The 23588-nt window shown below is 66.5% G+C and carries 17 protein-coding genes; 4 read left to right on the top strand and 13 right to left on the bottom strand.

Annotated features, from left to right (window positions below; genetic code table 11):
* Window positions 1–601: 601 nt before the first annotated feature.
* A complete protein-coding gene (locus LGN19_RS26210) occupies window positions 602–5869 on the top strand; it encodes an autotransporter outer membrane beta-barrel domain-containing protein (RefSeq protein WP_226217898.1) in 5268 nt (1755 codons plus the stop codon).
* 97 nt (window positions 5870–5966) lie between these two features.
* On the opposite strand, the gene LGN19_RS26205 is transcribed toward LGN19_RS26210, so the two are convergent.
* From LGN19_RS26205 to LGN19_RS26180, 6 genes are all read right to left on the bottom strand, one after another.
* Window positions 5967–6692: an amino acid ABC transporter ATP-binding protein gene (locus LGN19_RS26205; RefSeq protein ID WP_011350949.1), complete on the bottom strand. Its 726-nt coding sequence runs from the start codon at window positions 6690–6692 to the stop codon at window positions 5967–5969.
* Window positions 6689–7366 carry a glutamate/aspartate ABC transporter permease GltK gene (gltK, locus tag LGN19_RS26200; RefSeq protein WP_226217896.1) on the bottom strand — a complete coding sequence of 226 codons (678 nt, stop codon included), beginning with the start codon at window positions 7364–7366 and terminating at the stop codon, window positions 6689–6691. Before gltK ends, LGN19_RS26205 begins: the two co-directional genes overlap by 4 nt.
* On the bottom strand, window positions 7366–8106 hold the full coding sequence (locus LGN19_RS26195; protein ID WP_043191234.1) for an amino acid ABC transporter permease: 741 nt from the start codon (window positions 8104–8106) through the stop codon (window positions 7366–7368). The genes gltK and LGN19_RS26195 overlap by 1 nt, the downstream gene beginning before the upstream one ends.
* A gap of 84 nt (window positions 8107–8190) precedes the next feature.
* A complete protein-coding gene (locus LGN19_RS26190) occupies window positions 8191–9084 on the bottom strand; it encodes a glutamate/aspartate ABC transporter substrate-binding protein (protein ID WP_226217895.1) in 894 nt (297 codons plus the stop codon).
* 217 nt (window positions 9085–9301) lie between these two features.
* Window positions 9302–10588 carry a Glu/Leu/Phe/Val family dehydrogenase gene (locus tag LGN19_RS26185; protein WP_226217893.1) on the bottom strand — a complete coding sequence of 429 codons (1287 nt, stop codon included), beginning with the start codon at window positions 10586–10588 and terminating at the stop codon, window positions 9302–9304.
* Between the two features lie 276 nt (window positions 10589–10864).
* Window positions 10865–11818 (bottom strand): LysR substrate-binding domain-containing protein, encoded by a 954-nt coding sequence (locus LGN19_RS26180; RefSeq protein WP_046544936.1) that lies wholly within the window; start codon window positions 11816–11818, stop codon window positions 10865–10867.
* 231 nt (window positions 11819–12049) lie between these two features.
* Between LGN19_RS26180 and purB the strand changes: the two genes are divergently transcribed.
* A complete protein-coding gene (purB, locus tag LGN19_RS26175; RefSeq protein WP_174960381.1) occupies window positions 12050–13438 on the top strand; it encodes an adenylosuccinate lyase in 1389 nt (462 codons plus the stop codon).
* Between the two features lie 70 nt (window positions 13439–13508).
* Here purB and LGN19_RS26170 read toward each other — a convergent pair whose 3' ends face one another.
* A complete protein-coding gene (locus tag LGN19_RS26170) occupies window positions 13509–14930 on the bottom strand; it encodes an NAD(P)/FAD-dependent oxidoreductase (RefSeq protein ID WP_226217891.1) in 1422 nt (473 codons plus the stop codon).
* A gap of 276 nt (window positions 14931–15206) precedes the next feature.
* Here LGN19_RS26170 and LGN19_RS26165 point away from each other — a divergent pair, with 276 nt between their 5' ends.
* Complete coding sequence (locus LGN19_RS26165; protein WP_175222379.1) at window positions 15207–15854, top strand: TetR/AcrR family transcriptional regulator; 648 nt, start codon at window positions 15207–15209, stop codon at window positions 15852–15854.
* A gap of 143 nt (window positions 15855–15997) precedes the next feature.
* Here LGN19_RS26165 and LGN19_RS26160 read toward each other — a convergent pair whose 3' ends face one another.
* The 4 genes from LGN19_RS26160 to edd form a co-directional block, all read right to left on the bottom strand.
* Window positions 15998–16501 carry a gluconokinase gene (locus tag LGN19_RS26160; RefSeq protein WP_122944471.1) on the bottom strand — a complete coding sequence of 168 codons (504 nt, stop codon included), beginning with the start codon at window positions 16499–16501 and terminating at the stop codon, window positions 15998–16000.
* Between the two features lie 13 nt (window positions 16502–16514).
* A complete protein-coding gene (locus LGN19_RS26155; protein ID WP_122944470.1) occupies window positions 16515–17876 on the bottom strand; it encodes a GntP family permease in 1362 nt (453 codons plus the stop codon).
* Between the two features lie 220 nt (window positions 17877–18096).
* Complete coding sequence (gene eda / locus LGN19_RS26150; protein ID WP_069247127.1) at window positions 18097–18723, bottom strand: bifunctional 4-hydroxy-2-oxoglutarate aldolase/2-dehydro-3-deoxy-phosphogluconate aldolase; 627 nt, start codon at window positions 18721–18723, stop codon at window positions 18097–18099.
* A 19-nt stretch (window positions 18724–18742) separates the two neighbouring features.
* On the bottom strand, window positions 18743–20599 hold the full coding sequence (edd, locus tag LGN19_RS26145) for a phosphogluconate dehydratase (protein ID WP_122944469.1): 1857 nt from the start codon (window positions 20597–20599) through the stop codon (window positions 18743–18745).
* Window positions 20600–20880: 281 nt separating this feature from the next.
* Between edd and LGN19_RS26140 the strand changes: the two genes are divergently transcribed.
* Window positions 20881–21729, top strand: a complete 849-nt coding sequence (locus LGN19_RS26140) for a MurR/RpiR family transcriptional regulator (protein ID WP_226217889.1) — start codon at window positions 20881–20883, stop codon at window positions 21727–21729.
* A gap of 100 nt (window positions 21730–21829) precedes the next feature.
* Here LGN19_RS26140 and LGN19_RS26135 read toward each other — a convergent pair whose 3' ends face one another.
* Window positions 21830–22252: a CopD family protein gene (locus LGN19_RS26135; RefSeq protein WP_122944468.1), complete on the bottom strand. Its 423-nt coding sequence runs from the start codon at window positions 22250–22252 to the stop codon at window positions 21830–21832.
* Window positions 22253–22271: 19 nt separating this feature from the next.
* Window positions 22272–23543 (bottom strand): glutamate-5-semialdehyde dehydrogenase, encoded by a 1272-nt coding sequence (locus LGN19_RS26130; RefSeq protein ID WP_122944467.1) that lies wholly within the window; start codon window positions 23541–23543, stop codon window positions 22272–22274.
* Window positions 23544–23588 lie beyond the last annotated feature (45 nt).

Below are 23588 nucleotides of genomic sequence, written 5' to 3'. Positions count from 1 at the left end.
CCGCTGCTCGGCAATACGGTCGCCCGCCATGCACGATCGCGGCGGGCCGTTTTGCACACACGATACCGTGACGCTTGCCGCCGGCCCCTATCGCTCGTCCGTGCCAACTCCGTTTCACCCGGCCCACATTCCGGCATCTCGAAGCGGCATCACGCGATATTCGCTTGATTTAATTCATTTCCAATGGAAAATCGCCAAAAAGAGAAACGAATAAATCACATCGCCAGCATGCATATAATCCGCAAACCGCATTTTAACGTACCGGCCTGACGCAAACCGTGCGTCACCTCACCGACACGGCGATCACGACGCGACACACAAAAAATCGACCCAACCCTTACCCACAAAGGCTCTCAGTTCGATTCATCACACAAACAAAAAATACCAAGCGAAAACAGCATTAATGCCGCATTTGTAAGCTTCCCGACAATCGCCCGCCCTTCCGGTCAATAGACTCCGCTCATCCTCGGCATAACGAATCGCGATGGGCAGAGACGCGGCCACGACCGCCGCACACCCATTCACGCCATTCCCCACCGCGGATTGCGATTTCACTGCACCGCAGTGAAAACCACATCAAAACAAGAGAGAGGGGCTTGTCGTGAATCATTCATTTCGATCGATATGGAGCGAGACCACCGGCTGCTGGGTCGCGGCTGCGGAAACGGCACGGGCGCGCGGCAAGCGTTCGGGCCGCCCGTCCGGCACAAGCCGCCGCACCGCGCACGCGGCACCGCGCCGGACATCGCTTCGCATCGCGGCAGTCGGCGCCGCGCTGGCCGCGCTGGCCACCGGCTCTGCGTACGCGTCGACCTGCGGCAGCGGCGCGGCCGTCGCGAGCGGCGGCACCTGCGCGCTCGACAGCTTCAGCCCGACCGTCAACGACAACCTCGTCGGCGCCACGACCGTGTCGGGCGGCGACCGGGTCAACCTGACGGGCGCGTGGACCGGTGCGACCGGCGACATGGGCTACACGCAGATGCCGCTCGGCAGCACGTCCGTCGTGTCGGGCAACCCGAATCAACCGCTGCTGTCGATCGGCGGCAAGACACAAAGCGTCAGCACGCCCGACTCGATCACCGGTGGCCAGACATCGATCGCGACCTACGATTCGGGCACGTTTTCCGCATCGAGTGCGGGCTCGACCGACGTGTCGGTCTATCACGACGTGAACGGCAACCAGTACGTGAACACACGAATCGGCACCGTCGAACGCTCCGGTGGAACGCTCGACGTGTCGATCGGCAATCCGGCCGGCTCGCCCACGGCAGCCGGCAACGCGATCACGATGGCGCCGAAGCAGACGGACCTGTTCGTCGCGGACGGCAGCGGCTCGGCGCAAAGCGTCATCAACTGGAATTCGCGCAACCAGATCTGGCTGGGTACCGGCGACTATCTCGCAAACGGCGGCCCCGTCGGTCATGTCCTGCTCGAGGTGCCGACGTATGCGGGCAGCTTCACCGCGTTCGACGGCAGCGCGTGGACCGTCATCGACGCGGCGTCGCTCGCCGCGTACAACAACTTCCTCGTGCACGCGGTGAGCAGCGGCGCGCTCGGCTCGCAGGCCGCCTACGACAGCGCGTTCAACCAGGCCGTCACGTTCACCACGCAATCGTTCGGGTACGCGAACAACGTGTCGCCGGGCGACGAGAACGCGCTGCCGATGAACTACCTGACGGCACTGCAGGGCACCGGCGCGAACGCGACGCTGCATATCGGCAAGGATGGGCAGATCGACTTCCGCGGCACCAACACGATCGACTCGAGCTCGGCGGTCCTCGCGGAAAACGGCGCGCACTTCGTCAACGACGGCGGCCTGTCCGGCGACTTCACGCTCGTGCGCCTGCTGACCGGTGCGAGCGGCGTCAACAACGGCGTGATCTCGTCCGGCTACACCGCCGGCGACAACTTCAACACGGGCAGCGCCGCACCGCCCGACAACTTCGGCTTCAAGGCGTACACCGAAGGCAACGGCGTCTACGCGAACGGCGCCGGCACGACCTTCGTCAACAACGGCGTGATGAACGTCGGCGCGTGGACCTACAACACCACGCGCCCGGACCTGCAGAACTACGCGGTGGCCGCGACCGACGGTGCGAGCGCATCGAACGCGGGCACGATCAACGTGGGCGTCAACGCGACGACGCTCGACAGCCAGGTGATCGGCGGCCTCGTCGCCGGCGGCAGCTTCACGAACGAAGCCGGCGGCACGATCTACCTCGGCCGGGCGGCCCAGTACGATGCCGGGTCACCGGAAGCCGCGAACGACGTCGCGCTGTCCGCGCACGCGTACGGCATCCTGCTCGGCGCATCGGGTACCGCGAGCAACCTCGGCACGATCGTGATCGGCTCGCAGACACAGAACGGCGCCGCACTGGCGAGCATCGGCTCGTCGTCCGGCACGCTGAGCAACGCGGGCGCGATCGTCGTCAACGGCGCGGCATCCAACACGCCGCTCGCCAACGTCGGCATGCTCGCGGCCAACACGGCCGCGACCGTGACCAACACCGGCACCATCACGCTGAACGGCGTCAACGGCATCGGCATCATGGTCGTCGGGACCGGTACGACCGCAACGGCTGCGACCTCGACCGGCACGATCAACGTGGCCGGCGGCCTCGATCCCGCATCGGGCACGCGCAACTACGGCGTGTGGGCCGAGGGGCCGCTCGCGAACGCCACGCTCGACGGCGCGCTCAACCTGACAGGCACCGGCGCGATCGGCGTGCACGCACGTTCGGGCGCGACGATCGACGTCGGCGCCAATGCCGTGCCCGCCTTCATGTCGGGCACCAACCAGATCGGCTTCTACGCGTATGGCGCGGGCTCGAAGATCAACGTCGCCGCGCAGCACCTTCGCGTCGACACCGACGATTCGACGCTGTTCCGCGTCGCGGGCGGTGCGGCCTACACGGGCACGTCGACGGCCGGCGCACTGACGACCGACGTCAACGGCCAGCGCGCGCACGGCGTGCTCGCGACCGACGCCGGCACCGTGCTGTCGACCGGTAACGCGATCTACAACGTCAACGGCGCGAACGGCATCGCGATCGCGGTCGAAGGCGGCGCGCAAGGCACGATCGACGCGGGCGCGACGATCAACCTGAACGCGGCCGGCGCGATCGCCGGCGTCGTCGACGGCCAGGCGCACGATCTCGCCGGCGCCAATGCCGGCGCACCGGTCGCGACGACGCTCACCAACAATGCCGCCGTCACGTCATCGACTGCCGGCGTGACGGGCTTCGTCGCGCAACACCTCGGCACGCTCGAGAACCGCAACACGGTGCTGCTGACGGGCGCCGGCTCGACGGGCGTCGTGATCGGTACGCTCGGCACGGTGAACAACACGTCGACGATCCGCGTATCCGACGGCACCGGCGCGCTCGTCCAGGGTGCGTCGGCGACGCTCGCGAACGCGGGTTCGATCGAAGCCGACGACGGCATCGCGGGCGTGCACCTGACGGGCGCAGGCGCATCGGTCGCGCTGTCGGGCGCCGGCACCGTGATCGCGAACGGCAGCGCCGACGGCGTGCTGATCGACGCCACCGTGACGGGTGGCGGGCTCGCGGCCGGCGCGGCGTCGATCGCGGTCGGCGGCTCGGGCAAGGGGATCGACAACCAGGGGACGAACGCGACGGTCGCGTTGTTCGGCACGCAGATCGGCACGACCGGCGGCGGTGCCGACGGCCTGTCGTCGACGGGCGCCGGCGCACGCATCGCGACCGATGCGGCGACCGTCGTCCGGACCACCGGCGACAACGCGCGCGGCTTCTTCGTGTCGGGCGCGGATTCGACGCTGACGGCCAACGGGACGACCGTCGCGACGACCGGCGCGGGTTCGGCCGCGATCGTGACGAACGGCGGCGCGACCGCGCTGCTGTCGGGCGCGAAGATCAGCGCGGCCGGCACGGCGGCCGACGGCGTCGTCGCACAGAACGGCGGCCGCATCGGCGATACGGGCTCGACGATCGCCAGCGCCGCCGGCAACGGCGCCACCGCCGACAGCGGCGGCGTGCTCGCGTTGACCGGCACGACGCTCAAGGGCTCGGCGGCCGGCGTGCTGACGTCCGATACGCTCGCCAACGGCGCGACGAGCTCGGTGCTCGTCGACGGCGGCAGCGTCACGTCCGCCACCGGGCCGGCCTTCGCCGTGCGCGGCGGCACGGCCGACATCGCCGTGCGCAACGGCACGGTCGTGACGGCCGGCAACGGTACGCTGCTCGACCTGTCGAACGGCAGCCACGCCAGCTTCACCGCGTCGGCCGTGAACCTGACCGGCAACGTCGTCTCCGACGCATCGAGCATCGGCAACGTGTTGCTCGCGAACGGCACGACGCTGACCGGCACGATCGATCCGGTCGCACTGACCGTCGACAGCAGCAGCACGTGGCGCATGACGGGCAGCTCCGTGCTGAGCAGCCTGAACAACGCGGGCCTCGTCGCGTTCGCCGCACCGACCGGTGCGCCGACGGTCGCCGGCAGCTACAAGACGCTGACGACCGGCAGCTACGTCGGCAACGGCGGCACGATCGCGCTCAACACGTTCCTCGGCGCCGACGCATCGCCGACCGATCGGGTGATCGTGAACGGCGGCACCGCAAGCGGCACGACGGGCCTGAAGATCGCCAACACGGCCGGCACCGGTGCACAGACGAAGGGCGACGGGATTCCGGTGGTCGTCACGAGCAACGGCGGCACGACCACCGCATCGGCGTTCCAGCTCGCGGGGCCCGTGCAGGCGGGCGCGTACGAATACCGGCTCTATCGCGGCGGGCAAGGCGACGCAAACGGCTGGTACCTGCGCTCGCAGCTCGATCCGTCGGACCCCGGCGACCCGATCCACCCGTCCGGTGGCGGCGACGGCGGCAACAACGGGAATGGCACCGGTGGCACGCTCGCGTATCGCCCTGGCGTGTCGGGCTATGCGCTCACGCCGCTGCTCAATGCCGACTACGGCTTCTCCACACTGGGCAAGCTGCACGAGCGCGTCGGCGACATCTACAACCTCGAAAAGCAGCAGGCCGGCAATCGCGACGGCGTGTGGGGGCGCATCGGCGGCCAGAGCCTCGACGCGAACGCGGGCCGCTTCGCGGCCGACGAGCGCACGTTCTTCGCGCAGTTCGGCAAGGACTGGACGCTCGACCAGGCGCCGAACGGCGGCGGCAGCACGCACGCGGGCGTGACGGCCAGCATCGGCGTGTCGAACGCGAGCTTCAGCGACAGGGCACGCGCCGATGCGGCCAACCTGTCGACGTCGACGGGCTCGGTCGAGATGCATGCGCAGAGCGTCGGCGGCTACTGGACGAAGTATCTGTCCGACGGCACGTACTTCGACAGCGTCGGGCAGGTCACGCACTACGGCAACCGCTATCGCGACAGCTACGGCAACGAGGCGTCTCAGAACGGCTTCGGCATCGCACTGTCGCAGGAAGTCGGCAAGCCGTTCGCGATCGGCACCCTGCCGGTCGCGGTCGAACCGCAGGCGCAGCTGATGTATCAGTACCTGAAGCTGAACGGGTTCAACGACAACGTCTCGGCGGTGTCGGGCACGACGACGAACGCGCTGCGCGGCCGCGTCGGCGTGCGCATCTTCCACCCGAACCTCCAGTCGGATTCGGGCGGCGGTGCCGCGACGCCGTACATCACGGCCGACGTGCTGCACGACTTCCTGTCGCCGGGCCAGACCGTCGTCGGCGGCACGCCGTTCGCGACGCATCTCGGCCGCACGTGGTACGAGCTCGGCGTCGGCGTGACCGCGGGCTTCGGCAAGTCGGGCGAGCTGTATGCGAACGCGAAGATCGCGCGCAACATCGGCGGCGACTACCGGCGCGGCATCGTCGGGCAGGTCGGCTACCGCTACAGCTGGTAACGCACGACCTGCGGACAGCGGACGAAAAAAAACCGCCCGGCGCCTGGCCGGGCGGTTTTCGCATCGACGCACATGCAGCGCCGGCGCGCGCGAACGCTCAGTGCAGGATCTTCGCGAGGAAGTCCTTCGCGCGTTCCGATTTCGGATTCGAGAAGAAATCGTCCTTGCGGTCGTCCTCGACGATCGCGCCCTTGTCCATGAAGATCACGCGATGGGCGACCTTCTTCGCGAAGCCCATCTCGTGCGTGACGACCATCATCGTCATCCCTTCCTGCGCGAGTTCGACCATCACGTCGAGCACTTCGTTGATCATCTCGGGGTCGAGCGCGGACGTCGGTTCGTCGAACAGCATCGCGATCGGATCCATCGACAGCGCGCGCGCGATCGCGACACGCTGCTGCTGGCCGCCCGACAGCTGGCCCGGGAACTTGTGCGCATGCGCCTTCAGGCCGACGCGATCGAGCAGCTTCATGCCCTTCTCGTTCGCCTCGTCCTTGCCGCGGCCGAGCACCTTGACCTGCGCGAGCGTCAGGTTCTCGGTGATCGACAGGTGCGGGAACAGCTCGAAATGCTGGAACACCATCCCGACCTTCGAGCGCAGCTTCGACAGGTTCGTCTTCTTGTCGCCGACCGACTGGCCGTTCACGAGGATCTCGCCCTGCTGGAACGGCTCGAGGCCGTTCACGGTCTTGATCAGCGTCGACTTGCCCGAGCCCGACGGGCCGCACACGACGACCACTTCGCCTTTCTTGACCTCGGTCGTGCAGTCGGTGAGGACCTGAAACTGGCCGTACCACTTCGAAACGTTCTTGATGGAAATCATCTTGTGACCTTTTTCTGGAGACCCTTGACGAGAGCAGACGCCAACGAGCAAATCACGAAATAGCATGCGCCGGCGAACAGGACCATCTCGACGGTCGTGCCGTCGCGATCGCCGACGTTGGCCGCCGTGCGGAAGAAGTCCGCGAGACTGATCACGTACACGAGCGACGTATCCTGGAACAGGACGATCGCCTGCGTGAGCAGCAGCGGGATCATCGCGCGGAACGCCTGCGGCAGGATCACGAGGCGCATCGCCTGCGCATAGTTCATGCCGAGCGCGAACGCGGCGTTCGCCTGCCCGCGCGGCACCGCCTGGATGCCGGCGCGGATGATCTCGGAATAATACGCGGCTTCGAACAGCGAGAACGCGACCATCGCCGATGCGAGACGGATGTCGATCGTCGGCGACAACCCGAGCACGCCCTGCAGCAGCTGCGGCACGATCAGGAAGAACCACAGCAGCACCATCACGAGCGGGATCGAGCGGAACACCGTCACATAGCCCTGCGCGAACCATGCGAGCGGCTTGACGCCCGACAGCCGCATCAGCGCCAGCAGCGTGCCCCAGACGATCCCGACCACGATCGCGATCAGCGTGATCTGCAACGTGACGATCGCCCCCGTCCACAGCGTCGGCAGCGCGCCGGGAATACTACTCCAGTCGAACTGATGCATCACTTGCCTCCGATATAGCCGGGCAGCCGCGTGCGGCCTTCGATCCAGCGCATGAACGCCATCACGACGAGGTTGATGATCACGTACGCGAGCGTGACCGCGATGAACGATTCATACGTCTGCGCGGTGTAGTCGACGAGCTGGCGCGCCTGCGCGGACAGGTCGAGCAGGCCGATGGTCGACGCGACGGCGGAGTTCTTGAAGATGTTCAGGAATTCCGACGTGAGCGGCGGCACGATGATCCGGTACGCAACCGGCAGCAGCACGTAGCGGTACGTCTGCCATTGCGTGAAGCCCATCGCGAGGCCGGCGGCGCGCTGGCCCTTCGGCAGCGCGTTGATCCCGGAGCGCACCTGTTCGCACACGCGCGCGCCCGTGAACAGGCCGAGACAGATGATCGACGCGGTAAAGAACTGCGTGGTGGGCGGCAGCTGCTTGATCCAGGTGCCGATCGATGCAGGCAGCAGCTCCGGTATCACGAGATACCAGACGAAGAACTGCACGATCAGCGGAATGTTCCGGAAGATCGACACGTACAGGGTGCCGATCGCGGACAGCCACTTGTTCGGCACGGTGCGCAGCACGCCGAACAGCGAACCGACGATCAGCGCGATGACCCAGGCGACGAGCGACACTTCGATCGTCACCCAGAAGCCGGACATCAGCCATCCGAAATAAGTCGTCGGCTCGCCGGTCGACACGGGGCTCAGGAAGATGCCCCAGTTCCAGTGGTAAGACATGGGCAAGACTCCAGCAAAAAGAGACGGAAGAAGCGGGGCCTCTTCCGTCTCATTAGCGTCATTTCTGCATCAACGGCCGTGCGGTCAGTCGAGCGCCTTGTCGTTCGGGTTCGCGTACAGCTTCTTCATCGAATCGGACAGCGGGAAGTTCAGGTTCAGCCCCTTCGGCGGGATCGGGTTCTCGAACCACTTCGCGTAGATCTTCGCGGCTTCGCCCGACTTCTCGACTTGCGAGATCGCGTCGTCGACGACCTTCTTGAAGTCCGTGTCGCCCTTGCGCATCATGCAGCCGTACGCTTCTTCCGATTGCGGCGTGCCGACGATCACCCAGTCGCCCGGCTTCTTCGCCTTCGCGCGCTCGCCCGCGAGCAGCGCGTCATCCATCATGAACGCGACCGCGCGGCCCGATTCCAGCGTATTGAACGAATCGCCGTGATCCTTCGCGCTGATGATGTTCATGCCCATCTGCTTTTCGTTGTTCATCTTGCGCAGCAGGCGCTCGGACGTCGTGCCGGCAGTGGTCACGACCGTCTTGCCCTTCAGGTCGGCGAAATCCTTGACGCCCGAATCGTTCTTCGTCATCAGGCGCGTGCCGATCACGAAGATCGTGTCGGAGAACGCGGCCTGCTGTTGGCGTTCGGCGTTGTTGGTCGTCGAGCCGCACTCGATGTCGACCGTGCCGTTCTGCACCAGCGGAATGCGGTTCTGCGACGTGACCGGGATGTTCTTCACCTGCAGGTTCGGCAGGTTCAGCTTCTTCTTCACCGCGTCGACCACCTTCAGCTGGAATTCGCGCGAATAGCCGACCACCTGCTGCTTTTCGTCATAGTAGGAGAACGGGATCGACGACTCGCGGTGCCCCAGCGCGATCACGCCCGTGTCCTTGATCTTCTTCAGCGTGCCCGTCTCCTGAGCATGCGCGCCGCTTGCGAACGCGCAGAGCGCCGCGACCATCAGGACTGCCTTGTGGTATTTCATTTTGGTCATCTCCTTGGCTAAACCCGCGCCAGTGTATCAAAGTAATATTTTTGAAAGTACTGTTGTTTACCGCACGTCACAGCGCCTTCCGCGAAGCCTTCCTCCCGGCTTCGCGCGCCCCGAATGCGCACGCGGGCGGTACCGGATCCGGTACCGCCCGCGAGGGTTCATCTCCGCAATCGGATGGATTGCGTCATGAATTGATCATAGTCAACGATCAGGGGTAGAGGCCACGCAATTCGCGCGCCATCAGGATGCGCTTGCACGCAACGATGAACGCCGCCGTACGCACCGACACCTTGTGCTCTTCGGCGACTGCCCACACGCCGGAGAACGCTTCGCGCATCACGCGCTCGAGACGGTGGTTGATCTCGTCTTCCGTCCAGAAGAAGCTCGAGAAATCCTGCACCCATTCGAAGTACGACACGGTCACGCCACCCGCGTTCGCGATCACGTCCGGGATCACGAGCACGCCGTTCGCGGTCAGGATGTCGTCCGCCGCCGTCGTCGTCGGGCCGTTCGCGCCTTCGACGATGATCTTCGTGCGGATCTTCCCTGCGTTCTTCTCGGTGATCTGGTTTTCCAGTGCCGCCGGGATCAGGATGTCGGTTTCGACCGTCCAGAACTCGTCATTCGGCATCGGCTCCGCGCCTTCGAAGCCCGCGACGCCGCCCGTGCGTGCGACGTGGTCGAGCAGCTTGTTCGAATCGAGGCCGGCCGGCTGGTAGATCGTGCCCGTGTGATCCTGCACCGCGATCACCTTCGCACCCGCTTCCTGGAACAGCTTCGCCGCGATGCCGCCGACGTTGCCGAAGCCCTGCACCGCAATGCGTGCGCCCTCGATTTCCAGGCCCTTCTTCTTCGCCGCTTCGCTGCCGACGACGAACACGCCGCGGCCCGTTGCTTCCTTGCGGCCGAGCGAACCGCCGAGTGCGATCGGCTTGCCGGTCACGACGCCCGTCGACGTCTGGCCCTCGTTCATCGAGTACGTGTCCATCATCCACGCCATCACCTGTTCGTTGGTGTTGACGTCCGGCGCCGGAATGTCGGTGTTCGGGCCGATGATGATGCCGATTTCGCTGGTGTAGCGGCGCGTCACGCGCTCGAGCTCACCACGCGACAGCTTGCGCGGGTCGACGCGGATACCGCCCTTCGCGCCGCCGTACGGCACGTTCACGGCCGCGTTCTTGACCGACATCCACGCGGACAGTGCCATCACTTCCGACAGCGTCACGTCCTGGTGGTAACGCACGCCGCCCTTGCCCGGGCCGCGCGACACGTTGTGCTGCACGCGATAGCCTTCGAAGTGCGCGACGGTGCCGTTGTCGAGTTCGATCGGTACATCGACGACCAGGATACGCTTCGGGCGCTTCAGCGTTTCGAGCCAGCGCGACAGCGAGCCGAGGTACGGCGCGACGCGATCGACTTGCTGAAGATAGTTGCCCCACGGGCCGAGATCGTCGGCGTGCAGGTAGGACGGGATGGACTGCAATTGCGAAGACATGGATGCTCCAACGGTCAACAGGTGCGCACATTGTCGAAAAACCCGTTTTTTTTATCCAATGCCGTTTGCTTATTCGATTATGCGTTTCTTGCATGATCGCGATTTTTCGCAAATCTGCGGTCGATTTGCGCAAGAACGCACGCGATCGATCGTGCATCGCGTGCGTGAAAAATCGTGTTTCCTGGATGTGTGACGGCCGCCGGACAGCCGGCCGACAGGTGCCGCAAGCTCGACGACAGCCGGCCGGGCCGGCCGGCGACGGTTAACCGCCCACGGTTAACCCGCGGTTTCGCGCAGTTCGTCGCGCACGACGTCCCACAGCGCACGCACGAGCTTCTGCCGCGGATCGTCGCCCTGCAGCGCGAGCTTGTCGCAGTACAGGCGGATCTCCATCGTCAGCGTGAACGGGTGCGCGCCGCCGCGCACCGACCGGTCGAGCCGGATCAGGCGGCCGCCCGCGACCGCATCCTCGACCGCGCTGTGCGGCAGGAACGCAATGCCGTGGCCCGCGAGCGCCATCGCCTTCAGCCCTTCGGCCATGTCGGTTTCATAGACGCGATCGAGGAACAGCGGCGTCGTCGCATTCGCGACGATGACCTCCGTCATCCGGCCGAGATACGCGTTCGGCGTATACGACAGGTACGGCACGCGCGCGTCGGCCGTGCCGGGCAGCGTATAGCGCGGCCGCCCCGCGCGGCCCGGCGCCGAGAACGGGCTGATCGGCTCGCTGCCGAGGATCAGCATGTCGTAGCGTGCCGGGTCGAGCGCGACCGGATGGCTCGGGTGGTGATAGCCCATCACGAGATCGCAGCCGCCCTCGACGAGCGACAGCACCGCGTCGTGCACGTTCAGCGCGCGCAGCCGCGTGTGGACCTGGCCCATCTTCGCCTCGATCCGCTGCAGCCAGCGCGGGAAATACGTGAGCGACAGCGTGTGCGGCACCGCGAACTCGATCGTCGGCACCGGCGCGCCGACGTGGCCGCGCAGCAGCGTGCGCGCCTCGTGCGCCTGCGACAGCATCGTCAGCGCCTGTTCGTAGAAGATCTGCCCGGCCTGCGTGAGCCGCGTCGGATAGACCGAACGATCGATCAGTTCGGTCGCGAGCCATGCCTCGAGCGCCTGGATGCGCCGCGAAAACGCCGGCTGCGACACGTGCCGCAGTTCGGCGGACCGGCTAAAGCTGCGCGTCTCCGCGAGCGAGACGAAGTCTTCGAGCCATTTCAGTTCCATGCAGGCGGGCGCGGCGGGCGGCGGTCGGGAAGAAGCCTGCATTCTACCGGCGGGCGGCTCCGGCCGGCGGCGCGGCGAACGGCCCGGCGCCCCGCCGCGCACGGGCGCCGGCGCGGTGTTCGCACGCGGAGACGCCCGCGGGCCGCGCGCGACCGGGATCGTCCCGCGCCGATGGTAAAATGCCGGATTCTCCTTCCCCTCGCTCGACCCGGCCCCAAGGCCCGCCCGATCATGTCCGACACTCGTCCCGATACGCTTTTCGCCCTCACCGCGCTTTCGCCCATCGACGGCCGCTACGCCAGCAAGACCGAAGCACTGCGCGACTGGCTCTCCGAAGCTGCCTTCATGCGCCACCGCGTCACCGTCGAGGTGCACTGGCTGATCGCGCTGTCGCGCGCCGGCTTCGCGGAAGTCCCGCGCTTCTCCGATGCGTCCGAACAGTTCCTGCTGCAGCTCGCCGAGCGCTTCACCGCGCATGACGCCGCCCGCATCAAGGACATCGAGCGCGTGACGAACCACGACGTGAAGGCCGTCGAATACTGGCTGAAGGAATCGGTGAAGGGCCAGGAAGAACTCGAAAAGGCCAGCGAATTCATCCACTTCGCGTGCACGTCGGAAGACATCAACAACACGTCGCACGGCATGATGCTCGCCGGCGCGCGCGAGCACGTGATCCTGCCGGCGCTGCGCACCGTCTACCAGCGCCTCGTCGCACTCGCGCACGCGCACGCCGAGCAGCCGATGCTGTCGCGCACGCACGGCCAGCCGGCCAGCCCGACGACGCTCGGCAAGGAACTCGCGAACGTCGCGGCCCGCCTCGCCCGTGCGATCACGCGCATCGAGAAGGTCGAGATCCTCGGCAAGATGAACGGCGCGGTCGGCAACTTCAACGCGCATCTCTCCGCGTATCCGGAATTCGACTGGGAAGCGTTCTCGCGCGACGTGATCGAAAACCGCCTGAAGCTCACGTTCAACCCGTACACGATCCAGATCGAACCGCACGACTACATGGCCGAGCTGTTCGACGCCGTGGCGCGCGCGAACACGATCCTGCTCGACCTCGACCGCGACGTGTGGGGCTACATCTCGGTCGGCTACTTCAAGCAGAAGACGAAGGCCGGTGAAATCGGCTCGTCGACGATGCCGCACAAGGTCAACCCGATCGACTTCGAGAACTCGGAAGGCAACCTCGGCCTCGCGAACGCGACGCTGCGCCACCTCGCCGACAAGCTGCCGGTGTCGCGCTGGCAGCGCGACCTGACCGACTCGACGGTGCTGCGCAACATGGGCGTCGCGCTCGGCTACTCGCTGCTCGCGTACGACTCGCTGATCCGCGGCCTCGACAAGCTCGAAGTGAACCCGGCACGCCTGAACGAAGATCTCGACAACTGCTGGGAAGTGCTCGCCGAGCCGGTGCAGACGGTGATGCGCCGCTACGGCATCGAGAACCCGTACGAGCAGCTGAAGGAACTGACGCGCGGCAAGGGCATCACGCGCGAAGCGCTGCAGGAATTCGTCGGCACGCTCGCGATCCCGCAAGACGCGAAGGATCTTCTGCTCGCGATGACCCCGGCGTCGTACATCGGCAAGGCCGTTGAACTGGCGAAGCGGATCGCGTAAGCGCTACCGTCTCCGCAAATAAAAAAGCCCGATGCGAGCAATCGCATCGGGCTTTTTGCTGTGCGGCCGATCAGAACGAGATCATCTTGCCCGGATTGAGCGCGCTCATCACGCTCATCGCCGCCTTCGCGGCCGGGATCGCGATCGGCGACAACTGGCGGCCGAGCGGAATCGCGCGATGGTCGATCCCGGTCAGCATCGAGAAGTCGTCGTTGCGGCCAACGAAATCGTCGCAGATCGCCTTGCCGATCCGTACCGTCTGCGCGACGCCGTGGCCGCTCCAGCCCTGCACCATGTACATCGGCACGCGGCCGTCGGTCTTGCGGCTGTCGGTCGCGCCGTTCAGCGTGAAGTCGCTGACGCCGCTCCAGCAGTAGTCGAGCGCGAACTGGCCGTCGTGCTGCGGAAACACCGTGTTCAACCGCGTCAGCAGATACGCGTTCACGTCCGGCTGCGCCCAGCACGTGCCGGTGCCCTGCCCGCCGAACAGCAGGCGGTTGCCGCGTACCGGCCGGTAGTAGTCGATCTGGAACTGCGTGTCGTACACGGGCATGCCGGCCGGCATCAAGGTCGTAACGTCGACGTCGAGCGGCGCCGTCACGCTCACGTAGGTGAAAAACGGCACGGTCGTCGCGGCGCCGTCGTCGAGCAGCCGGAACGTCGTGTTGTGCAGCGCGAGCACGACGCCCTTGCGTGCGGTGATCGTGCCGCCCGGCGTCGTCGCGACGACACCCTCCGGCGTCTCGTCGAGTTCGAGCACCTCGGTGCCCTCGAACAGCGCGCCGCCGTTCAGCCGGAAGCCGTGCACGAGGCCGCGCACCAGCGCGAGCGGATGGATCTGACCGCCGATCGCGTCGATCGCCGCGCCGTGGTAGAGCCCCGAGCGCACGTATTCGTCATGCAGCTGATGGCGGCCGACGAGCGTCACGCCCGCATCGCCGAGATGGCGGCGCGCATCCGCGCCGTCGAGCAGCGCGCTCATGTGGCCCGGGTGGACCGCGGCCGTCACGTGGCCGCGCTTGCGGTCGAGCTCGAGCGCGTAGCGCGCGCCGATCGCATCGATCAGGTCCATCGATTCGGTCGACGCGAAGCGCCACAGCCGCTTCGCATCGTCGTGCGACAGGTGGTCGATCATGTCGGCGGCTTCCCAGCGCGCGAGGCCGGGCGTGAGCTGCCCGCCGTTGCGGCCCGATGCGGCCGAGCCGACGTGGTGCTTGTCGACGAGGATCGTGTCGACGCCCGCTTCCGCGAGATGCAGCGCGGCCGACGCGCCGAGGAGGCCCGCGCCGATCACGAGCACGTCGCATACGGCATCGTGCGTGAGCGGCGCGCTGTTCGCGTGGCGCGACAGCGACGCCTCGTACCAGTTCGCCGGGCGCTCGCCGTCGTAGCGGGCCGGGTCGCACCAGTTCCAGTTGTCTTTTTCGATATTCAGTTGCGTTTGTTCGAAACGCGATTCGCCCTGGATCAGGGGTTGATGGTTGAAAGTCATGATTGCACTTGCATGGTCTTGGGCCGCCTGTCGAAGAGCCTTCTGGCTTCGCGGGTGGGGCAGCCGGTTCCACATGGGTGTCAACGAGAAACGGGGCGCGATGGCCCGTGTTGACGGCGGACACGCTCGTGCCGCCTGGATCCCGGACTGTGCGAAAGCACGTATTGAAAGGTGCCGGGACACCCAATTTCTACACCGCAGAAATAATTCTACAGTGTAGAATAAACTTTCGTCAAGTTTACAGCCGGTGCCGCACCGGCATGCCGGCCCGCATCGATGAAAGACAAACCCGCCCAGGGCCCGCGCGGCCTCGACAAGGACGCGATCGTCGCGGCCGCGCTCGCGTTGCTCGAAGACGTCGGCGAAGCCGCATTCAGCGTGCGCAAGCTCGCGCAGTCGGTCGGCTGCGATCCGATGAGCGTGCTGTATCACTTCAAGTCGAAGGAAGGCCTGAGCCGAGCGATCGCGAACGCGCTGTCGCGCTCGCTCGTACCGGTCGACGCCGCACTGCCGTGGCGCGAACGGCTGCGCGACCTCGCGCGCCAGTACCGCGCACTCGCGCTGCGCTACCCGGCCGCGTTCGCGCTGCTGCAGCGGCACATGAGTACCGGGCCGGCCGATCTCGCGCACATCGAGGCCGTGCATCGTGCGCTGGCCGACGCCGGCATCCCGCGCGCGGCGCTGCCGTCGGTGTGCGTCGGCTGGTATGCGAGCGTGATCGGGCTGGCCGCCGCCGAAGCCGGCGGCCTCACGCGCGCCGCGAACGACGTCGAGCTCGCGGAGATGGAAGCGCTGTCCGACGCCGCGCATCCGCTCGTCAAGGCGGCCGCCCCGCTCTATGCGCAGCTCGATCCGGCGGCCGTGCACGACACGATGCTCGACGTGCTGCTCGACGGCATCGCGAAGCAGGCACGCGCGGCCTGACCCGCCTGCGGCCCGCAGGTCCCAGGCCGCAGGTCCCAGGCCGCAGGTCCCAGGCCGCAGGTCCCAGGCCGCAGGTCCCAGGCCGCCAATGAAAAAGACGCCCCGAAAGGCGCCTTTTTCATGACGATTGCCGCGAACCGCGCTCAGTGCTGCTGCGCGCTGCCGATCTTCAGCATGACCTGATCGACGATCTGTTCGGGCGTCAGCTCGATGCTGACCTCGATCGCTTCGTCCGGGCCCGGCTCCTCGAGCGTGTCGAGCTGGCTCTTCAGCAGCGACGGATCGAAGAAATGGCCGGTGCGGCTCTTCAGGCGCTCGTGCAACACCTCGAACGAACCCTTCAGATACACGAACCGCACGTCGGTGTCGGTGCCGCGCAGCACGTCGCGGTACGACCGCTTCAGCGACGAGCACGTGAACACGGCCGTCTCGCCCGCGCGCTGTTTCTCCTCGATGGCCTCGCGGATCGTGCGCAGCCACGGCCAGCGGTCGTCGTCGGTCAGCGGAATGCCGTGGTGCATCTTTTCCTTGTTCGCCGCGCTGTGAAACGCGTCGCCATCGGTATAGCTGCACGACAGGCGTTCCGCCAGCATTTCGCCGATTCGCGACTTGCCCGCGCCCGACACGCCCATTGCGATCAGAATCATTGACTACCCCTTGTTACAGAACCATGCTCAGCAGCAGTGTAAAGCCGAGGCCGAGCACCGAGATGATCGTTTCGAGCAACGACCAGGTCTTGAACGTCTGACCGACCGTCATCCCGAAGTATTCCTTGATCAGCCAGAAACCGCCGTCGTTCACGTGCGAGAAGATCAGCGAGCCCGAGCCCGTGGCGAGCACCAGCAGCTCCGGGCTGACCGCCGCACCGGACGCCGCCGCGATCGGCGCGACGATGCCGCAGGCCGTCGTCATCGCGACCGTCGCCGAACCCGTCGCGAGACGCATCAGCGCCGCGACGAACCAGCCGAGCAGCAGCGGCGACAGGTGTGCGTGCTTCGCGGTCTCGACGATCTGCTGCGAGATCCCGCTGTCGCGCAGGACGCCGCCGAAGCCGCCACCCGCGCCGACGATCAGCGTGATGCCGGCGATCGGTGCGAGACACTCGCCGCAGAACTTCTGGATCTGGTCGCGGTTGAAGCCCTGCAGCTTGCCGAATGTGAAGAAGCTCACCAGCACGGCGATCAGCAGCGCGACGTCCGAGTTGCCGGCAAAGCGCAGCAGGTTGTTCGGCAGCGACTTCGGTGCGAACAGCAGGTCGGCCCAGCTGCCGACGAGCATCAGCACGACGGGCAGCAGGATCGTGAACAGCGTGATGCCGAAGCTCGGCAGTTCGCGCTTGCGGCCGTCCGTGTGCGTATCGACGAACTGCGCGGCGAGCGGATTGTTCTCCGGCAGCTTCACGAACTTCGAGATCGTCAGCGCGAACAGCGGGCCCGCGATGATCGCGGTCGGCACGCCGACGATCAGGCCAAACGCGATCGTCTTGCCGATGTCGGCGCCGTATTGCTGGACGGCCAGCAGTGCGGCCGGGTGCGGCGGGATCAGGCCGTGCACGACGGACAGGCCGGCCACCATCGGCAGGCCGACGACGAGCAGCGACTTGCCGGTGCGCTTCGCGACGTTGAACGCGATCGGGATCAGCAGCACGAAGCCGACTTCGAAGAACACCGGCAGGCCGACGATGATCGCGACGAACATCATCGCCCAGTGGATGTTCTTTTCACCGAACCAGTCGATCAGCGTGGTCGCGATCCGTTCGGCGCCGCCCGATTCGGCCATCATCTTGCCGAGCATCGTGCCGAGGCCGACGACGATCGCGATGTGGCCGAGCGTGCCGCCGGTGCCCGCCTCGAACGACTTGACGATCTTGTCCATCGGCATGCCGACGACGAGGCCGAGGCCGAGCGAAACGATGATCAGCACCAGGAACGGGTAGATCTTGAAGCGCGCGATCATCAGGATCAGCGCGGCAATCGCGATCAGCGTGAATACGAGCAGCATGCTGCCTTGGACAGCCCCCATGTGGCACTCCTCCTAGAATTGTTCGAACCGGGCGAGTTGTTGCGAGTATGCCCGGCTATGCAGGTCTCCGGAACACGGGGGGTACCCACCCCGTCAGGACGCTGAATTTTACTGATCTTTGCGGCCCGCGGATAGAACCGGTTCCATCAGCAAAAACCCTCGGTAAAACAAGCACTAAGCGCTCGTCATCCGAGGGTTATACCGTCATTTCGTACAAGTCTTAACGGGGGAGCTGGCTCGCGGCTTGCGCGAGACGCGTGACTTCAGCCCAGTCCTGCGCGGCGAGCGCAGCTTTCGGCGTAAGCCACGAACCGCCGACGCACACGACGTTCGGCAGTTTCAGGAAATTCGGCGCGGTGTCGACCGTGATGCCGCCGGTCGGGCAGAATTTCAGCGCCGGGAACGGGCCGTGAAACGCCTGCAGCATCGGCACGCCGCCGGCCTGCTGCGCGGGGAAGAACTTCACGATCTCGTAGCCGAATTCGAGCGCCTGGATGATGTCGCTCGGCGTCATCACGCCCGGCAGCAGCGGCAGGCCCGCGTCGAGCGATGCGAGGTGCAGTTCCTTGGTCAGCCCCGGCGACACGCCGAACTTCGCGCCGGCGCGCTTCGCCTGCTCGCAATGCTCGGGCTTCGTGATCGTGCCGACGCCGACGACGATGTCGTCCGCGAGCTGGCTCGCGCGCTGGATCGCCTCCAGGCCGGCCGGCGTGCGCAGCGTGATCTCGAGCACCTTCACACCGCCCGCGTGCAACGCGCGCGACACGTGTTCACCCTGCTCGACCGAGTCGAATGCGAGCACCGGGATGACCGGGCCCAGCTTCACGATTTCAGCAATCGTCTTCATTGGTTTGGCTCCTTGAAATTCATGCGGCGACGTGGGCGGCCGTTTCGCCGACCAGCGTGCCGAACACCGATGCGCCCTGCTCGGCCGGCGCGGCGGCCGCGCGGAACACGCCGAACAGTTCACGCCCGAAACCGACCTCGTTCTCGGCCTGGTGCAGCGGCTGCGCAACCGGGCGCGCCTGCCACTCGGCGGCATCGACCTCGATGTCGAGCACGCCGGCTTCCGCGTCGATCACGAGCGTGTCGCCCGTCTTCACCTTGCCGAGCGGGCCGGCCAGCAGCGCTTCCGGCGATACGTGGATCACGGCCGGCACCTTGCCCGACGCGCCCGACATGCGGCCGTCGGTGACCAGCGCGACGTGGAAGCCCTGATCCTGCAGCACGCCGAGCAGCGGCGTCAAACGGTGCAGCTCGGGCATCCCGTTCGCACGCGCGCCCTGGAAGCGCACGACCGCGACGAAGTCGCGCTTCAACTCGCCGCGATCGAACGCTTCCTGCACGGCTTCCTGCGAATCGAACACGATCGCGGGCGCCGTCACCTTACGGTGCTCGGGCGCGACCGCCGAAATCTTGATCACGCCGCGGCCGAGGCGGCCCTGCATCAGGCGCAGGCCGCCGTCCGGCTGGAACGGGTCGCGGATGCCGCGCAGCACCTTGGTATCGTGGCTCTCGGCCGCGCCGTCGACCCACGTGAGCTTGCCGTCGATCAGCTTCGGCTCCTTCGTGTAGTGCGACAGGCCACGGCCGGCGACCGTGGTCACGTCTTCGTGCAGCAGCCCGCCTTCGAGCAGGTTACGCACCAGGAAGGCAACCCCGCCGGCCGCGTGGAAGTGGTTCACGTCGGCCTTGCCGTTCGGGTAGATCTTCGCGAGCAGGGGCACGACGGCCGACAGTTCGTCGAAATCGTTCCAGTCGATCAGGATGCCGGCCGCGCGCGCAATCGCGACGAGGTGCAGCGTGTGGTTGGTCGAGCCACCGGTCGCGAGCAGCGCGACGATCCCGTTGACGATCGCCTTCTCGTCGATCACGTGGCCGATCGGCGTGTAGTGGCCACGCTCGACGGTCAGGTCGAGCACGCGGCGCGCGGCCTCGGCGGTGAGCGCGGTGCGCAGCGGCGTGTGCGGGTGGACGAATGCCGAGCCCGGCAGGTGCAGCCCCATCAGCTCCATCAGCATCTGGTTGCTGTTCGCGGTGCCGTAGAACGTGCAGGTGCCGTGGCCGTGATAGGCGGCCGATTCAGCTTCGAGCAGCGCGTCGCGGCCAACCTGGCCGGTCGCGAACTGCTGGCGGATCTTCGCCTTGTCGTCGTTCGACAGGCCGCTCGTCATCGGCCCGGCCGGCACGAAGATCGTCGGCAGGTGGCCGAACTGCAGCGCGCCGATCAACAGGCCCGGCACGATCTTGTCGCAGATGCCGAGGCAGAGCGCCGCGTCGAACATGTTGTGCGTGAGCGCGATCGCCGTGCCCATCGCGATCGCCTCGCGCGAGAACAGCGACAGCTCCATCCCCGGGTTGCCCTGCGTGACGCCGTCGCACATCGCCGGCACGCCGCCCGCGAACTGCGCGACACCGCCGTTCTCGCGCGCGGCCGCCTTGATGATGTCGGGGAAATCCTTGTACGGCGCGTGCGCGGACAACATCTCGTTGTACGAGGACACGATGCCGATGTTCGGCTCGCGGATCGCCTTGATCGAAAACTTGTCGTTGCCCTCGAGGCCCGCGAAGCCGTGCGCGAGGTTCGCGCACGACAGCGCGCCGCGTGCCGGGAACTTGCCCTGCGCGCCGTCGATGCGCTGCAGATAGGCGGAACGGGTCGATTGGCTGCGGGCGATCACGCGTTCGGTGACCTTCGCCAGGGTGGGGTGCAGCGACGTCATGCTGGGCGCTCCTGTATGCCGGCCGACACCGGCGTTGGAATCGTGGGGACGGTCGAACACGTCGACAGAACGAAGTCAGTCTAGTAGAAAAACTACATGCACGCAATGCAGATTCATCGCCCCGCAACCCTTATTCCCGCTACCAGTATGGCGATACCTAGTGAAAACCCTAACCCATCTCAACGAAAGCATCACGCCGGCGCTAGCATTTTCATGTAGATTTTCTACAATTCGATTGCGATACACTCGCTCATCCGAACCCGATTTCTGCCTGCCGTCCCATGCTGCCCCGCATTGAAGCGATCCGCGCCGAGTTGCGCCCGTCCGAGCGCAAGCTCGCCGACTACATCCTCGCCGCGCCACGCGAGGTGCTCGACCTCGCGATGACCGAGCTGTCGACGCGCGCGGGCGTCAGCCAGCCGACGATCGCGCGCTTCTGCCAGGCGCTCGGCTGCAGCGGCTTTCGCGAGTTCAAGATCCGGCTCGCGCAGAGCGTCGCACCGGGCGTGTCGTCGGTCTATCGCGACGTCGAGCCCGACGAACCCGCGCCCGGCATCATCGGCAAGGTGTTCGACCGCACGATCGGCGCACTGATCGAGGTGCGCAACAGCCTGTCCGCGGGCAGCGTCGCCGAGGCGATCACGCTGCTGTCGAACGCATCGCGGATCGAGTTCTACGGCGCCGGCGGCTCGGGCATCGCCGCGCAGGACATCCAGCACAAGTTCTTCCGGCTCGGCGTGCCGAGCGTCGCGTATTCGGATCCGCACACGTTCTCGATGTCGTCGGCGCTGCTCGGGCCGCACGACGTCGTCGTCGCGATCTCGAACACCGGCCGCACGCGCGACATCGTCGACGCCGCGCGCTCCGCGCTCGCGTGCGGCGCGAAGGTCGTCGCGATCACGCAGAGCCATTCGCCGCTCGCGAAGCTCGCGACGGTGAGTCTTGCGTCGAACGTTGCGGAGGAAACGGACGTGTTCTCGCCGATGACGTCGCGGATGTCGCATCTCGCGATCGGCGACATCCTCGCGGTCGGCGTCGCGCTGTCGCGCGGCCCCGCGCTGATGGAACGCGTCGGCCGCGCGAAGGAGGCGATCACGCGCCGCCGGATCGACGACGGCGCGAAGGATTGAGCAGGCGCCGCGCCGACCACACGCGCGTAAACGACCAACGGCGCCCCGCGGGGCGCCGTTGCGCATCAGGCAGCGCCGGCAACCTCGCCGGCCATGCCGCTCAGAACGGCTTGATCACGACCAGCGCGACCGCCGCGAGCATGCCGAGCACCGGCAGCTCGTTGAACACGCGGTACCACTTGTCGGTGCGCCGGTTCTCGCCGCGCTCGAACACCTTCAGCAGATGCCCGCAATACGCGTGATAGATGATCAGCAGCAGTACGACCGTCACCTTCGCGTGGATCCAGCCCTGCCCCTGCCCGATGCCGATCGACAGCCAGAGCCACAACCCGCAGGCCAGCGCCGGCACCGCGATCATCGTCATGAAGCGGAACAGCTTGCGTGCCATCAGCAGCAGGCGCCGCACCGCAGCCGGATCGGTTTCCATGGCCAGGTTCACGTAGATGCGCGGCAGGTAGAACAGCCCCGCGAACCACGCGGCGATCAGAACGATATGGAACGTCTTGACCCAGAGCATTGCCATCGGTTGTGCGCCTCGCTGGTTACTGGCGGCCTTCGCCGTGCCCGAGCACGACGTACTTCAGCGACGTCAGCCCTTCCAGGCCGACGGGGCCGCGTGCGTGCAGCTTGTCGTTCGAAATGCCGATTTCCGCGCCCAGGCCGAATTCGAAGCCGTCGGCAAAGCGCGTCGACGCGTTGACCATCACGCTCGCCGAATCGACCTCGCGCAGGAACCGCATCGCGCGGTCGTGATCCTCGGTGACGATCGCATCCGTGTGGTGCGAGCCGTAATGGTTGATGTGCTCGATCGCGGCGTCGAGGCCGTCGACGACCTTGATCGCGAGCACCGGCGCGAGATATTCGGTGTGCCAGTCTTCCTCGGTGGCATCGACGAGCGGGCCGACGCCCGCATCGGCGAGCACCGTGCGCGCGGCCGCATCGACGCGCAGTTCGACCTGCTTGTCGCGATACAGCTTGCCGAGCGGCGGCAGCAGCTTCGCCGCGACACCGCTCGAAACGAGCAGCGTCTCCATCGTGTTGCAGGTGCCGTAGCGGTGCGTCTTCGCGTTGTCGCAGACGGTCAGCGCCTTGTCGAGATCGGCGCGATCGTCGACGTACACGTGGCAGATGCCGTCGAGGTGCTTGATCATCGGCACGCGCGCCTCGTTGATCAGGCGCTCGATCAGGCTCTTGCCGCCGCGCGGCACGATCACGTCGACGTATTCTGTCATCGTGATCAGCTTGCCGACCGCCGCGCGATCGGCCGTCGCGACGACCTGCACCGCATCCTGCGGCAAGCCGGCTGCTTCGAGCCCCTCGCCGATCAGCTTCGCGAGCGCCGCATTCGATTCGAGCGCTTCGGAGCCGCCGCGCAGGATCGTTGCATTGCCCGACTTCAGGCACAGCGCAGCCGCGTCGATCGTCACGTTCGGGCGCGATTCGTAGATGATGCCGATCACGCCGAGCGGCACACGCATCTGCCCGACCTGGATGCCGCTCGGGCGGTACTTGAGGTTGCCGATCTCGCCGATCGGATCGGCCAGCGACGCCACCTGGCGCAAGCCTTCGACCATCGTCTTCAGCGCCTTGTCCGACAGCGTCAGGCGATCGACGAACGCCGCATCGAGCCCCTTTTCACGGGCACGGGCGACGTCGCGTGCATTCGCATCCTTCAGCGCCTGCGCGTCGCGTTCGATCGCGCGCGCCACGGCGTCGAGCGCCGCGTTCTTCGCGGCCGTGCTGGCGCGCGCCATCGCGCGGGAAGCGTGCCGGGCGCGACGGCCCAGGTCGGTCATGTACTGATCGATATCCATCGTGTGACTCGAGAAGCGCGCCGCGCTGGGCGGCATGAATTCGTG

Source organism: Burkholderia sp. AU30198 (genome assembly GCF_020419825.1).
Taxonomy (GTDB): Bacteria; Pseudomonadota; Gammaproteobacteria; order Burkholderiales; family Burkholderiaceae; genus Burkholderia.
This window is presented reverse-complemented; position numbering and strand designations above follow the sequence as displayed.